The sequence below is a fragment of the Mesorhizobium sp. M2A.F.Ca.ET.043.05.1.1 genome (genome assembly GCF_003952445.1).
Taxonomy (GTDB): Bacteria; Pseudomonadota; Alphaproteobacteria; order Rhizobiales; family Rhizobiaceae; genus Mesorhizobium.
This window is the reverse complement of the sequence record NZ_CP034446.1, coordinates 3,189,370-3,202,918: the sequence shown is the minus strand read 5'-3', so window position 1 is coordinate 3,202,918 and position 13,549 is coordinate 3,189,370. Positions and strand designations below refer to the sequence as shown.

The following is a 13,549-nucleotide window of genomic DNA, read 5'->3' as shown; positions in this document are numbered from 1 at the left end:
GCTGGAGGCTGAATGGCGTTTCGATTTGTTCACACGGCCGACGTCCATCTGGATTCACCGCTGCGCTCGCTAGCGCTGCGAAATCTCGAACTCGCGGAGCTCGTGGGCGACGCCAGCCGCCAAGCCTTCATTTCGATAGTGGATTTGTGTCTTGATGAACGGGTGGATGCGCTGATCATTGCTGGCGATCTCTACGATGGCGAACAAACTTCGATGAAGACCGCGCGATTCGTGGCAACACAGATTGCACGACTGCACCAGGCGGGTATCCGGGTCTTCAAGATCCGTGGCAACCATGATGCCTTGTCGCGCATCTCAAAGCAGCTCGTGTTTCCAGACAGCGTGACTATCTTCGGCGGCCGCGCTCAATCGGTATTGCTGACTTCTGGCGGTCTCGACGTAGCTTTCCATGGACTGAGCTTCGCGCACCCTAAGGCGCCAGAAGGCCTGTTGCCCAAGTACCCGATAGCTCGAGACGGCGCGATCAATGTGGGTATCATGCACACCAGCCTGGCGGGCTCCCCCGGTCACGACGTTTATGCACCCTGCAGCATTGCCGACTTGCACAATCATGGTTTCGACTACTGGGCGCTTGGGCACATCCATGTTCGCCAAGTCTATCCAGGGGCACGCGCGACGGTCGTGATGCCGGGTATTCCCCAGGGCAGGGATATCAATGAGGCCGGCGAGAAATCGGCAACGCTTGTGACCATACGTGATGACGGTTCCGTTGAGATCGAGGAGAGGCTGACCAGCGTCGCGCAATTCGAACGTCTCAGCGTCGATCTCACTGGAACCGTTGAGTGGCCAGAGGTCGTCATGCGCATCCGCGCGGCGCTTGAAGAGCTGCGATCCAATGTCCGATCGCGGCACGTTCTGACTCGATTGAATTTGAACGGAGCGTCGCCGCTGTCGTGGAAGCTCATTCGTGACAAGGACCTACTTCTAGCCGAGGCGCAACAGGTGGCTGGGCAACTCGGTGACACCTGGATCGAGAAGCTCGATCTCGACGTAGTTTCGCCAGGGGGCGACGATGCAGCCGGGGACATTGCTGATCCGACTTACGAACTCGCCGCGTCGATGCATAGCGACGCCGCGTCGGACGCGTTCCGCTCCGAAGCGAGAGCGTTCATTCAAAAGACGGTTGCCGAACTGCCGGCGGAAGGGCGGGACTTTGCTGGTAAGAGCGAAGCCGAGCTCGACCTCTTCCTTGATAGAGCGCTGGCCAGGGGTATTGATCAGGTCATCGCCCGTCTCAAGGCCGGAGCGTCGTCATGAGACTGCGACGCCTTGACCTCATTCGCTATGGGAAGTTCACTGATCGGACGATCGATTTCGGGCCGAAGCCGACATCTGGGCCGGATCTTCATGTGGTGTTTGGCCTCAATGAAGCTGGCAAGTCGACCGCACTTGCCGGTTTCCTCGACCTCTTGTTCGGAATTGAGGAGCGCAGCAAATACAATTTCATTCACGAGTACAGCGCCATGCGGCTCGGCGCGGTGCTCGAATTGCAAGGTGTGGAGCAAGCATTCACCCGCACGAAACAGCGGAATAATTCGCTCCTTGACGCGACCGGGAAGCCGGTCAGCGAGATGGCGATCACGGCACATCTTGCCGGCCTGTCTCGCGATGCCTACGAGACGATGTTTTCGTTGGATGATGATACGTTGGAGGCCGGCGGAGAGGCAATCCTGGAGTCGCGCGGCGATCTCGGCAAGCTGCTCTTCACCGCCAGTGCTGGACTTGGACATGCGACCGAAAAGCTGAATGCGTTGGAGGCAGAGGCCGACGCGCTGCATCGCAAGCAGGCCCAAGGCACGGAGATTGCGCTGCTCAAGAAGCGGCTGGCCGACCTAAAGAGTCGCAGGGACGAAATCGACACGCTGGCTTCGACCTATGAAGGGCTAGAGTCCGAACATCGAGAAGCGGCACAGCAGTACGAGAGCATAGTCAACGAACGGGCGGTTCTGGTGGCGCGGCTCGAGGCGATCGCACAGTTCGAGCGCGCGCGACCGATGCTGGCGGATATTCGGCGCAAGATCGTGCAGTTGGAGGCGTTACCGCAGACCCCTTCACCAACGCGGACGTGGACAGGCTCGATAGCTGAGCTAATCGATGACGATGCGAGCCTCAGAACGCGCTTGGCCGGCATTGTCGGCGAAGTTGAGCGTCTGACGGCGAGCATTGCGTTCACGGAAGTGGACGAGCTGATCTTGAGTGTCTCCGAGCGCGTCCGGAACTTGGCAGAGAGCAGGGTGCGCTTTTCGTCGGCCGGCTTTGATCTGCCCACACGCAATGTCCAGCTGCAAATCCTCAACAATACCGTCGCAACTTGCCTAAGCGCGCTGGGGCGCACTTCCGAACGAGATCCGGGGAAGCTACTTTTGCCCGCCGCGACGGTGGGAACCTTGCGTACAATGATTGAGCAGCGGTCTGGTATCGCCACCGCGGTGCGCGCTGCGCAAGACGAAGTCGCGGCTGCGCTCGATGCGCTTCAATCAGCTAGAGAGCGAGTCGGGGAAGATAGAGCTGTGCCGGAGTCCGTGAGGGCCAAGCTCGGTTCAGCGTTATCGAAGGCCCGAGCCAGCAGTCATCTCGCCGAAATCAAGGCGGCCCGCGAAGAGGAAGACGCAGCAGGAATCCGATGGGAGGAGTTACGGGCTGAGCTCGGGCCATGGGCCGGCGATGCTAGTGCGCTGGCTAGCATGACGGTTCCGAGTGCAGGGCAGATCGCATCCTGGAAGACGGCGGCAACAGATTTGGCCAAAGCCCGTTCCGTCCTCGCCGAGCGTCTTGCTGAATGCGAGAGCAATTCCGCGAAACTTGCGGCACGACTGGACGCATTTCGAGCGTCAAGTGACGTGGCTGACGACGAAGCCGCGGCAGCGAGCCGGCGCACCCGTGACGCAGCTTGGGAGACGCATAGGGCGGCGCTGACGATCGACACAGCTGACGACTTTGCTCTAGCGCTCGCCCGCGACGACGGTGTTGGCCTAGGTCGCTTGGCGAATGCGTCGCATTTAGCGGAACTGCGCTCAACGACCAGGGCGCTTGCCGAGGCTTCGGCGGATCTGTCTCGTTTGCGCCAGCAACACGCACAAATGGGCCTCGACCTTGAAGCCAAAACGGCTGAAGTCCGTCGGGTCGGCGGTCAGCTGCTAGGCCACCTAGTCGAGCCGTCGCTAGAGCGCTTGATTGAGCGTTTGGAGGATCGAGTTGAGGTCCGCGCTGATGCGCTCGCTGCATGGGGGCAGATCGAGCTGTCTCGCAAGAAGGCAGAACGCGCTGCGGAAGCAGGCGAGGAAATCCGGCTGGAACTTATCAGGGCGTTGACCAGCGTCGGAATAGCACCGGCGCCTGAGGATACGCTTGAAGCCGCTATGGCACTGGCGGAATTGTTTCTGGAGCGACAGCGCAAGTTAGACGCAGAATACGCTGAGGCGCAAAGGACAGTGAATGGCAGGGAAGAGGATCTTGCCGTCAGACGTCGTGCTCTCGCCATGGCTGAGCGGCGCGAGGAGGAGTGGCTCGCCACGATAGGCGAGACGCTTAAGGGAACCTGGCTCGAAAATGGCGTCTCCGCATCCGGCTTAAGCACCGTGCTCGAGCAATTGAGTAACCTGGCCAAAAGCGTGCAGGAGCGAGACGCTCTCCAGCTGCGCATTGACAAAATGGAAGATGACAGAACGGGTTTCCTCAGCGAGGTCAGGTCGATCGCAGCAGACGTGGGAGAGAAAACGACGGATGAAGAGGCGGAGCAGTTAGCAGTTCGCATTGCCGAACGCCTGGATCGCGCTGCAAGGGCGCGTGACACCAAGGCAGCTCTGCTAGCCGATCTCAAACGCCTGCAAGGCGAACGCAACGTACTCGATAACGAGACTTCGATCCATGAGCGCCGCAAGAATGAAGTGCTGATCGCGTTTGGGGTCGACACATTGACCGATGTGGCGCAGCGAGACGAGTTGCTGCGCGAGAGAGATCGCTTGCGGACTAGCGTGGCCGAGCTTGAGGATCGCGTGGCGGCCGAACTTTCATTGGAGAAGTTTGAGCAGGCCCGCGCGGTGCTTGAAGAGACCGACTTCGAGAGCCTGGCGATCGAGAAGGCGCAAGGCGAGCAGCGGCTCCAGCAGCTCGACGGCGCCCTCCGACAGCAGTTGATCCGACAAACGCGCGCGGCGGACAAGATTGACGACATTGGAGGCGACAGCGCTGTCGCCCGTCTTGACGCCGAGCGTCGCACCATTGTGCTAGAGATCGAAGAGACAGCGACACGCTATATCGAACTCAAGCTCGGCATCATGTCGGCGGGTAACGCTTTACGCGCCTATCGTGAGCGCCATCGGTCAGGAATGATGGCGCGGGCCTCGGAAGCGTTCACCCTGATAACCCAAGGCCAGTATACGGGCCTCACGACCCAGCCTGTAAGAGGCGGCGAGGTTCTGATCGCGATGCAGCGCGACGGCCAATCCAAGGTCGCCGATGCGCTATCGAAGGGTGCGCGATTTCAGCTCTATCTGGCACTGAGACTCGCTGGATACTACGAATTCGCGCAGTTCCGACAAGCGGTTCCATTCGTCGCCGATGACATTATGGAGACGTTCGACCATATCCGATCCGAAGAAGTGTTCAGGCTCTTCGGCGAAATGGCCGGCATAGGGCAAGTGATCTATTTAACGCACCACAAGCATTTATGCGAAATCGCTAAGGCGGTTGTGCCTGAGGCGACCATTCACCCGCTCGAATAGGGACTTGCCACACGTGGCCGTCAAAGGCCGATGTCAAGCGCAGCTAAAACTGCCGGATCTGCCGACTAGTCACTCCGAGTAATAGCTTTACCCTGGACAGTCTGAGACGAGCCAGGCGGCGAACTGAGATTTGCAGCGATTCTCGGCCGCTCTCCGCTAGGAAAGACAAAGTCATCATGTCGATCAGAAATTCGTCGACGGCCTGGGTACCAATTTCCGTGCTACCAGCGAAAGAATTCAGCAAAGCGCGAGCTTGGTCGACCGCATCGACGCCGCCGGTTTCGATCAGCGCTTCCAGCCTATTGAAGGGATCCAATTCCAGATATCTCCACCCGCACGCACGCTACGCATAGAGAGATGGAGTGACATCTACAAATGTTAATGTCGATGGTCGGCTCCGCTGGTTTGAGTCCATTCGAGCCATCGTCTTGGTAAAGCGAACAGCCACGCGAACCATGGGGGAGCTTTGTCGAAATCTTCCCGAGCCAAGCCGTCGGCTTCCGATCTTAGACGCAAGGCCTGCTTCGCGTCTCATTTCGTCGGACAATTTAGATCGCCCCGTTCCAAGAAGCAGGTATTCGGTCGACGAGCCCAACCTACGGGTGCAAGCGACATCGATGACGGTGCTCGACGGCAAAGTTCGTTGGCTGAAGGTCCAACCGTTGTTAAACGCCCGGGCCTAGCTTGGTTTCTTTGCTCTGAACTGGTGTTGCGGCTCTGACCGTGCCCTTTGCGAGGTCGGCTAAGCTCTGTTCGAGCGCCTTAAAGTGGTCGGGAGCATGTCGTCGATTTCCTTGTCGGAGAACATAAGCTCCTCGTTGTCTTTCAAGGAATCCTGTGCCTTCCTATACGCCCTCCCGTCCGTGAAGGGTGCGGCGCGATAGATTTCGTGGAGGTCGGTTTGCAGTTCATCACGTTGCTTCCGCAGGTCGTCGATTAGCACCGCCGAGTTGAGCGTGTCGGTTATCAGGCTGAGGTAAGACTCCCGCACATTCCAGATGTCAGACGCGGTTTCCCTGTGTCGCTGCGCGAGGGCACCGGGGTCTAGATCCTTCTGGTAAGCGTTGTAGATCAGGCTGAGAATGGAAAGCACTAGGGTCGCGTATTCCGCGTATTGCAAAAGCCCGGTTTCCGCTCTGAAAACGGTTGTCACCGCGCCGCCGGCGATTAGCGCGGACAGGATGATGTTGAACCACTTCGCATACCGTTGATGGTCGGCAAGCCGTTCGGCCATCTTCTCGTGGATCTTGTGGGTGTATGCGCAACGGCCGTAGCACTCGCGCACTTGGCTCTCGAGCTGGTACCGCGGATCAGATTGGGAAGGTTGTGCCAAAGACGGACCTCCATTTCGCGCGGCGCTGTGCGGCCTTTTCGTCGGTCTGTATATTGCAAGCCTCGACGGCAATATTGTAGTCCGTGAGCGCCTTCAACCAGAACACCCCCGTCTTGTAGACGTAGGAGCCGCTTCCCGGCATGCGCCAGTAGGTTTTCTCTCGGTCGAGGACATAGAGATATTTCAAGAAATCCCGGGCCATGTAATCATGGTAGGCGTAGGATTTGTCCCGATACCCCCAAGTTTCGATGAATTGATAGGCGAGCGCGTCTATCAGAGCTCCGGTCATCGGCACGCTATTGTGGTCTTTCCAGACCCGCATCATGCGGCAGAGAGCTTTCAGATTGCCGTTAACTGCCGTGTTGCGTATCTGGACAGCGTTCATTGCGTATCTGGACAGCGTTCATTTCTGCCCGAGGATTGCACTCCCGCCAGACACCGCCCTCGTTGGAATCGGCAAAAGTCCAGGAACCGTCCGTGTTGCTGAAATAGGGGAGGATTTCAAAAGTGATCCCATCCGTGAAGGAGATGACGACAACCTGACCGTCGCCGCCCACCTTACTGGAGCCATAGGTTTTGAGGAGGGAGTTTTTCACGGCTTGGAGAAGTGCGGACTGGCCGTTGCCCTGATATGCGCTGTATCTGACGTATTCTGCATAGGGGAGCTGGAAACCGATATCGAGGTCGCTGATTCCCCGCGCGGCGGTGTCGCGACCGTAAGAGCCTACATAGAGACTGTGGGCCGAGCTGGAATCGGTGTTCCAGAAATCTGTATTTAGGCGCGTAGTGATTCGCCGGTACCGTTGTGCGATTGAACTGATCAGGTCGGTTCCGATATTGTAGTTATTTCGGAAGTTGTAAAACTCGTCAGATACGCCCATCCCCATCCACCTCATGACAACCCGTCGAGAAATGGGATCTATATGCTTTCCGCGCAATAGCTTCCGTGCTCATTCAACCGGAATATTACGTGGCCAACGGGCGCTAGTTCTTGCGCCGTCACTACCACCAGGGCTGGATTACCCAGGAGAATGATTCAGCGTGGGCGGAAGTCGCGGCTTCAAGGGGTGAGATTATTCGCTCGCCGCTCTCACTTCCGAACAGGCGATGGTGCGTTCATGCCCTGCTGAGCGCTACGGGGCATGCCCTGTGACAAGGCTTTTATGTAACGAAAGCGGTGATCTCTAGCGGCAACGCTCGCTGCAGAGCCGCCCGTTAATCTGGAAGTAGCTGGAACCTGTGCGGGTATGGCTCGGCGGGCAAGCTTTTTTCTTTCGTTAGTTCGAATGCCCGGACGAACGCAGCAGCCCCAACGTCACAGCCATGTTTTGAGGGACCGAGGGAACTGATCAGCGCCCGGACTTGGCTCACGATCAAACTACGATTGTGGCGGAGAATTGGGGATCGTAACAATCGATCCGTCCGTCGATTGGCTTGCTCATTTCCCTGCTCCTTGTCATCGTTACGCCTCTTACCTTGACCTACGCTGTCACATCGCAACCAAGCCGCTGCCCTCGTCGAGGCGCCAAGCGAACGCTGATGCGTCGGGGAGCTGCGAGCCCGACCACTACAACCCCAGCGGCTGACGGGGACTAGTCGTCAAAACCTGTGCAGAGTAAGAAAACTTCCGAAAGTGATAACCACTTTAGAGTGAACCTAACGAAGTGGGTTCCGGGCTCATCCCACTCACAAGCAACGGTGCAGCTGCTTTTCCAGCTCGACCGCGAAAGAAAGACGTCGACCCTAGTTGCATTGGTAACGTCGACAAACCATATCTCCACTCGGGTAAGCCCACTGAAGAGTTCAGAAGGTGGGAAGTAGGATGCCGGCAGGCTTACTGCGGGTATTTAGGGGGAAGAAGTGACAGCCGAAATTGCTATCCTCAACCGGAGTGCCGTTGCGCTTGCGGCTGACAGTGTCCTGACACTGGTCGGCTCCGAGTCTGGCAAAAAGACATTCGATTCGGCCGAGAAGATTTTTGAATTGACCAGATATCAGCCTATCGGTCTGATGATATACAACAATGCTACCTTCATGAACGTTCCGCTGGAGGTGCTGATTAGGCGCTACCGCGAAACGCTGACCTTGGGCGCGTTTCGTGTGGTTGCGCAAGCCCGGTCGGAATTTGAACGATTTCTCCTGGGTTTCAAAGCCTCGGAAACAGATCGGATGGAGCACTTTCAGCTGCTTCTGAACTCCGAGATAGCGACAATAAACAAGACCGTACTAAACGAAAAAATCAACGCGCTTCTTGCGAGGAAAAAGAAGCGGCCAGCGACGCTGAGACGGATCGCTGAGGGGGTGATAGCAAACCGTATTGCGGAATTGAAAAAAATACCTCTCAAGAATCAGGCTTTCATGAAGGACGTTACGTTCGAAACGTTCATGGGGCAGTTTGAGAGCGAGATACGGACTGCCGTCGAAGCGGGGCTCAAGACAACGATGGAGGAGATCGCAGAGTCCGTGCTTATCGGAATCGGAAGGCTAATGTTCTGCCTATTGAAGTCGGAGACACGTTCTCAGGCATACACGGGTTTGGTGTTTGCCGGATTGGGCAGCGATGACTTGTTTCCGTCGCTGGAATCAGTGGAGCTTGATGGGGTTTACTTTGGACAGGCCAGGACATTGAACTCCCTGTCGATTGACATTGACCGTGCCGGACCTACGTCCAGGATCGTACCATTTGCACAGACAGACATGGCTGAGCGTTTCATCCACGGCATCGATCGGACGTTCGAACGAGGGCTGCAGGAGTTGATGTCTGATGTGGTGGGGTCGCTAGTCGAACGCTTAGGCGGGAATGCAACCGGCAACAGTGCCGCGCTGGTAGATGAGACGCTGACAACCCTCCGTCAGTCGCTGAGCGAACTTAAAGATAGCGCCGAGGCGAAGCTCAATTCAGTTGTAAACCACATGTCGAGGAAGGAGCTTGGCGAGCTTGCATATTCCCTGGTGGAGCTTACCTCCCGCAAACGGCGGTATTCGACCGAGATCGAGACCGTCGGTGGCCCTATCGACGTCGCTATCCTCACCAAGAATGAAGGCTTCATATGGGTCAAACGAAAGCATTATTTCGATCTTGAGCTCAACCCCCGATTTCGCTCGCCCAAGGCGCAATATTAAGCCGGGCGGAAATAACCGATGATAGAGCGCTCATTTCGGACGGCAATTTGCGTGTGGGTATGAGTGAAAAATCCCCCGCCTGGATAAATTTCTGACCCCTCTAGAAAAAGACCGCGCACGGTATCAAACGGCCGAATACTAGGAAACGCATCGCCGGAAAGCTCATCGCTATGTGCCTTCATATTTTCATGAAGGTGTTCAATGACCGCGCAATCCAGATATCGGAGAAGTTTGTCCTTTCCGCCCTTGGGAGGATTGCTGTTTTCGGGGAGCTTCTTGCCCGCGGCATCGAAGCCTTTTTTCAAGGACGCATACGCGTCCTTCAGAAGTTCAAGGTCGTCTCGCGTGGTCAAATCGAGGCAGTTGCCAAGGTCGATCACGGCCCCGAGCACCGCCGGGTGCTTAATCTTTCCACGTTTATGACGATCTTGAGCCCATTCGAGCGCTCGACGTGGATCGCCCTCCCAAAAATACGCGCCAGGACCTAGCCAATCGTATTTTTCCGCGCTTGATTTTAGCTTGCCACCTGCGATGGCGGCATCCGCAATAGACTTGTCACAGCCGTGATAGCCCAGAACGAAGCCGGTGCGAATCTGGCTCACTTCCTTTTCGTCTTCTCAGATTCGTCTTCGCCGCCATATTGAGCTCTCAGCTGCCCTTTTGTGGTGAGCAGGCCCTCATCGATGAGCCATTTGGTCGCCTGTTTTTTCGATTGGGTGTTGGCTTCCGAGCGTTTAGCCAACATGTCCTTGATCGCCTGGCGCTGTTCTTTGTCCATGCTTTGCCTCCGGGCTAATTGTTCTTGCTCAGGCGGAGGTATGCCGCCGTGATGAGGTCCATCATAGTGGCCCGCCCGTCCTCGCTGAGAGTCGAGTCGGAGTAGAGGACGTTAGCTATGTCGGACAGAGGTTGAACTCTCTTCCCAACTTGATCGGCTCGCGCAACAAAGGCATCGGCGCTTAGCCCGGACCAGTTCACCAAAGCTGCAAGGCTATCGACGTCGGGGCGCTTGCCTTGGGCAATTCTTGTCAGCGTGGAAGCACTCACGCCAGATTGCTCGGCAACCTGCTTCCAGTTCAGACGCCGTACCAATCGCACACGTTCCAGGGCGGCATAGAATTCATTAGCCTTGAATTCCGGTTTCGACATCCAATTTCACTCTTGCAATCGACGGGTCCTAGCGTTACATAGGACAGCAATTGCACTTCTGCAATCGAAAACTCCATTCGCAAGGGAGGCTTAGGATGTCTGACGAGCCTAATCAGTTGCCTAGAAATGTCACGTTCATCCAGGTGGCGGACGTCGATCTGAATTTCCGTCCCATCAGCCTCACCGACGTAACCCCGACGGGAGAGCAGATTCTGGCGCTTTGCAACGTCACGCCGCGCAGTGACTACGTCGTGCTTCAATGGTTAGCCTCAGGCGATATAGAGGAAGTCCGGCCTGATGAAAATGCGTTGATTTCGGGACCCGCTCCCGCCCGCTTTATCGTTTCGAAAACCGATCGTCTGTTCCGGTTCAAGCTCGAAGACCATTCGCTAGTCTGGCCACGAGGTAAGATCTCTGAAGAGATTCTTCGGAAACTAGGCAACGTCGAGGCATCGTCGACCCTTTACGTCAGGAGGAAGGACGTTCCCGACGAGGTGCTTGAGACTGGTTCAGATCTCTCCCTGGCTGAACTCGGCGTCGAACAAGTCTACGCCAGCAAGCAAACGTGGAAAATCAACGTTCAAGGGGTGGTGGTTGAGTTTTCGGAACCGGAAATTACTGTGCGCCAGGCAATGCAGGAAGCTGGTTTCGATCCTGAGCAAAATTGGATTATTGTACTAAAGACCGCCAGCGGGCGCCGTAACGTGTCGACAGATGACCGGATCGACCTGCGTGAGCCCGGCATCGAGAAACTGCGCCTTACCCCACGCGACGTGAATAATGGCGAGCTGGCGAGAGAGGGTGGCAAGCGTGAGTTTCAACTCCTCAAGTCTGATGAGGACGGTCTAACAAGGCGTCAGCTTCCCTATGACACGCTCGTCGATGGGGCCAGACGTTGGCTCCTGCTCAAAGGTTACAAACTTCCTGCTGGCTATAACGTTGCCGAGACCACGGTAGCGATCGAAATCCCAAGCAGTTATCCATCCGCTGAACTGGACATGTTTTATTGCTTTCCGGCGCTCAACTTGACGAGTGGGCGAATCATTGAACAGACCCAGGTCGTTCAAGATATCCGCGGTATAAAATTCCAGCGGTGGTCCCGCCACAGGGGACCGACCGCGCCATGGAGACCTATGCGCGATAGCATTCTGACCCACCTGACGCTTATTGACACCTCGCTGGTGCGAGAGGTTGAGCCGTGACTGATTCTTACAGCCTATCCCTGTCGGGATTTCACCATCAGATGCTGAAAAAGCATCTTTTAGGAGACGGGAATGAGGCTGCCGCTGTTTTATTCTGCCGTGATCTGTCTCCGCACCGCGCCAAGCTTCTAGTCTTTGACGTGCTGTTAATTCCAAACGATGAATGCAAGATCCGTAGGCCTGACTTCATCACCTGGCCCGGCGCGCGACTGTCCGCGGCGATGGACCGGGCAGAAGACGAGTGCTGTTCTCTGATCCTGATCCATTCGCATCCAGGAGGCTTTCTGGAGTTTTCTGGTGTCGATGATGACAGTGATCAGAGTGCTATTGGAAGTCTCTTTGGAGGCTGGTCCGGCGAACCGCCGCCGGCTGGCCACGGCTCGGCCATCATGGTCGCCAGCGGGCGGATTCGCGCCAGACTCTATGACCCGACCATGAGATCCACGCCGATCCCTGACGTCACGGTCGTTGGAGATGATATTCTTCATTGGAAAGACGACCAGCCGGAGAGGCCGGCAGTGATGGCGTTCGGCTCGGGCATGACCAACGAATTGGCTCAACTTCGGGCGGGGGTTATCGGTGTCTCCGGAACCGGCTCGATCATCGCCGAGCAGGCGGCTCGGATGGGCTTCGGGGCTTTGACCTTGGTCGATTTCGATCGAATCGAGCACCGGAATTTAAACCGTATTCTTGGATCGAGTTTAGAAGACGCGATCGGCGGGGAACTTAAGGTGAACGCCGTTTCCCGCGAAATCAGCCGACATCGAGATCAAATTCTGCTGCAACTCGTCCCAACCTCGATTATGACGCGAGAGGCCGTCCTTGCTACGGCATCGTGCGACATTCTGTTCTCCTGCGTGGACTCAGCCGAGGGGCGTCATTTTGTTGATCTGATCGCCCAAGCATTTGTGATTCCGTTGATCGACATGGGCGTGACCATTCCCACTCGGCGACAACGCAATGGCAATCCGGCGATAGCGGAACTGATGGGCCGAATCGACTATGTGCAGCCATTTGGCTCTACGCTAGGGTCCAGACAGGTGTTCACGCCAGCACTGCTAAGGGCCGAATACTTGGCTCGGGCAGACCCTGACGCCTACGCCCAGGAATTGAAGGAGGGGTACATCAAGGGAACTTTGGAAGAAGCCCCCTCCGTCATATCGTTGAACATGCGCGCCGCCAGCAGCGCCATGCTGGAGTTTGTCGCCAGGATGTTTCCGTTCAGGCACGAACCTAATCGATCAGCAGCTCGCACTTTGTTCGCACTGGCAGACGGAGAGGAAGAAAGGTTCTCCGAGGATACCTTCCCAGTTGATGAATTTGGTGTGGCGGGCCGAGGCTTAACGGCCCCTCTGCTGGGTCTGCCACTCTTGGAGGCATAATGTTCAAGCGGCTTTGGAAACGAATTAAGTCGTGGTTTGTACGGCCCTATCAGCCGGCCGGCGAGAAATTCGCTCCAGCACCTGCCGCTCGCAAAGTCGTTTTCTATGAATCCGATGAGCTACCGAAGGAGCTGCCAGATTTTGATATCGCAGTAGCACGAGAAGGCGGCCAACTGTGGGTAGCCGGTATGCTATGCCCCTGCGGTTGCCAGCGACGTGTTGAGCTCATGCTTCTCAATGAAGTGCGACCCCGATGGAGACTGCGGGTTGATGATGGGAACCATCCCACTCTGAGCCCCTCCGTCTGGTTGGCCGAGGGATGCCGTTCACATTTCTGGATAACTCGGGGTCAGATCCATTGGTGCACTCCCGATGAGCAACCCCACACCTGGGATGTGTCTCTGCCAAGCACCTGAGCCTCGTGGGAAGCGCTCAGCGGCACCAGGCGGGCTTGGTGACCAAAAAACCATGGGCGCGTTTTCACCACCGCGCTATCGAATGCGTAAGATCGCCGGAGACGCATCGCCGGAGACGCATTGTGGGGACGCACCACGCTCCATCCGCAATGCCTGCCTTCCATTTCCCCATAGACGGAGCCGTGCAGGGGGGCGGTCT

13 protein-coding genes are annotated in these 13,549 nt (G+C 56.8%); 6 read left to right on the top strand and 7 right to left on the bottom strand.

The window, feature by feature from the left end; all coding sequences use genetic code 11:
- The first annotated feature begins 12 nt into the window (after window positions 1-12).
- Complete coding sequence (locus tag EJ069_RS15855; RefSeq protein ID WP_126062090.1) at window positions 13-1,278, top strand: DNA repair exonuclease; 1,266 nt, start codon at window positions 13-15, stop codon at window positions 1,276-1,278.
- Entirely contained in the window at window positions 1,275-4,745 is a 3,471-nt protein-coding gene (locus EJ069_RS15850) for a YhaN family protein (RefSeq protein WP_126062089.1), read from the top strand. The genes EJ069_RS15855 and EJ069_RS15850 overlap by 4 nt, the downstream gene beginning before the upstream one ends.
- Before the next feature lie 43 nt (window positions 4,746-4,788).
- On the opposite strand, the gene EJ069_RS15845 is transcribed toward EJ069_RS15850, so the two are convergent.
- The 4 genes from EJ069_RS15845 to EJ069_RS33005 form a co-directional block, all read right to left on the bottom strand.
- Window positions 4,789-5,061 carry a hypothetical protein gene (locus EJ069_RS15845; RefSeq protein ID WP_126062088.1) on the bottom strand — a complete coding sequence of 91 codons (273 nt, stop codon included), beginning with the start codon at window positions 5,059-5,061 and terminating at the stop codon, window positions 4,789-4,791.
- Between the two features lie 426 nt (window positions 5,062-5,487).
- Window positions 5,488-6,030: an SLATT domain-containing protein gene (locus EJ069_RS15840; protein ID WP_245456593.1), complete on the bottom strand. Its 543-nt coding sequence runs from the start codon at window positions 6,028-6,030 to the stop codon at window positions 5,488-5,490.
- A gap of 25 nt (window positions 6,031-6,055) precedes the next feature.
- Entirely contained in the window at window positions 6,056-6,463 is a 408-nt protein-coding gene (locus tag EJ069_RS33010; RefSeq protein ID WP_210211337.1) for a hypothetical protein, read from the bottom strand.
- A complete protein-coding gene (locus EJ069_RS33005; RefSeq protein WP_210211336.1) occupies window positions 6,429-6,959 on the bottom strand; it encodes a nucleotidyltransferase in 531 nt (176 codons plus the stop codon). The genes EJ069_RS33010 and EJ069_RS33005 overlap by 35 nt, the downstream gene beginning before the upstream one ends.
- A gap of 979 nt (window positions 6,960-7,938) precedes the next feature.
- Here EJ069_RS33005 and EJ069_RS15830 point away from each other — a divergent pair.
- A complete protein-coding gene (locus tag EJ069_RS15830; RefSeq protein WP_126062086.1) occupies window positions 7,939-9,201 on the top strand; it encodes a hypothetical protein in 1,263 nt (420 codons plus the stop codon).
- Here EJ069_RS15830 and EJ069_RS15825 read toward each other — a convergent pair.
- Genes EJ069_RS15825 through EJ069_RS15815 form a run of 3 tightly spaced genes read right to left on the bottom strand, consistent with a single transcriptional unit; the run spans window position 9,198 to window position 10,350 of the window.
- On the bottom strand, window positions 9,198-9,803 hold the full coding sequence (locus EJ069_RS15825; protein WP_126062085.1) for a hypothetical protein: 606 nt from the start codon (window positions 9,801-9,803) through the stop codon (window positions 9,198-9,200). The two genes, EJ069_RS15830 and EJ069_RS15825, sit on opposite strands and share 4 nt — an antisense overlap.
- Entirely contained in the window at window positions 9,800-9,979 is a 180-nt protein-coding gene (locus EJ069_RS15820; RefSeq protein WP_126062084.1) for a hypothetical protein, read from the bottom strand. Before EJ069_RS15820 ends, EJ069_RS15825 begins: the two co-directional genes overlap by 4 nt.
- A 14-nt stretch (window positions 9,980-9,993) precedes the next feature.
- Window positions 9,994-10,350, bottom strand: coding sequence for a helix-turn-helix domain-containing protein (locus EJ069_RS15815; RefSeq protein WP_126062083.1), 357 nt, complete (start codon window positions 10,348-10,350; stop codon window positions 9,994-9,996).
- Window positions 10,351-10,445: 95 nt separating this feature from the next.
- On the opposite strand from EJ069_RS15815, the gene EJ069_RS15810 reads away from it, so the two are divergent.
- Genes EJ069_RS15810 through EJ069_RS33770 form a run of 3 tightly spaced genes read left to right on the top strand, consistent with a single transcriptional unit; the run spans window position 10,446 to window position 13,350 of the window.
- On the top strand, window positions 10,446-11,552 hold the full coding sequence (locus EJ069_RS15810) for a multiubiquitin domain-containing protein (protein WP_126062082.1): 1,107 nt from the start codon (window positions 10,446-10,448) through the stop codon (window positions 11,550-11,552).
- On the top strand, window positions 11,549-12,934 hold the full coding sequence (locus EJ069_RS15805; RefSeq protein ID WP_126062081.1) for a ThiF family adenylyltransferase: 1,386 nt from the start codon (window positions 11,549-11,551) through the stop codon (window positions 12,932-12,934). Before EJ069_RS15810 ends, EJ069_RS15805 begins: the two co-directional genes overlap by 4 nt.
- Entirely contained in the window at window positions 12,934-13,350 is a 417-nt protein-coding gene (locus tag EJ069_RS33770; protein WP_126062080.1) for a DUF6527 family protein, read from the top strand. Before EJ069_RS15805 ends, EJ069_RS33770 begins: the two co-directional genes overlap by 1 nt.
- Window positions 13,351-13,549 lie beyond the last annotated feature (199 nt).

What these genes read in the sequence shown, in the direction of transcription:
- EJ069_RS15855 (WP_126062090.1), top strand. Translation starts at nt 13, where the DNA reads ATGGCGTTTCGATTTGTTCACACGGCCGACGTCCATCTGGATTCACCG.
- EJ069_RS15810 (WP_126062082.1), top strand. Translation starts at nt 10,446, where the DNA reads ATGTCTGACGAGCCTAATCAGTTGCCTAGAAATGTCACGTTCATCCAG.
- EJ069_RS33010 (WP_210211337.1), bottom strand. Translation starts at nt 6,463, where the DNA reads ATGAACGCTGTCCAGATACGCAACACGGCAGTTAACGGCAATCTGAAA.
- EJ069_RS15850 (WP_126062089.1), top strand. Translation starts at nt 1,275, where the DNA reads ATGAGACTGCGACGCCTTGACCTCATTCGCTATGGGAAGTTCACTGAT.
- EJ069_RS15815 (WP_126062083.1), bottom strand. Translation starts at nt 10,350, where the DNA reads ATGTCGAAACCGGAATTCAAGGCTAATGAATTCTATGCCGCCCTGGAA.
- EJ069_RS33770 (WP_126062080.1), top strand. Translation starts at nt 12,934, where the DNA reads ATGTTCAAGCGGCTTTGGAAACGAATTAAGTCGTGGTTTGTACGGCCC.
- EJ069_RS33005 (WP_210211336.1), bottom strand. Translation starts at nt 6,959, where the DNA reads ATGGGCGTATCTGACGAGTTTTACAACTTCCGAAATAACTACAATATC.
- EJ069_RS15820 (WP_126062084.1), bottom strand. Translation starts at nt 9,979, where the DNA reads ATGGACAAAGAACAGCGCCAGGCGATCAAGGACATGTTGGCTAAACGC.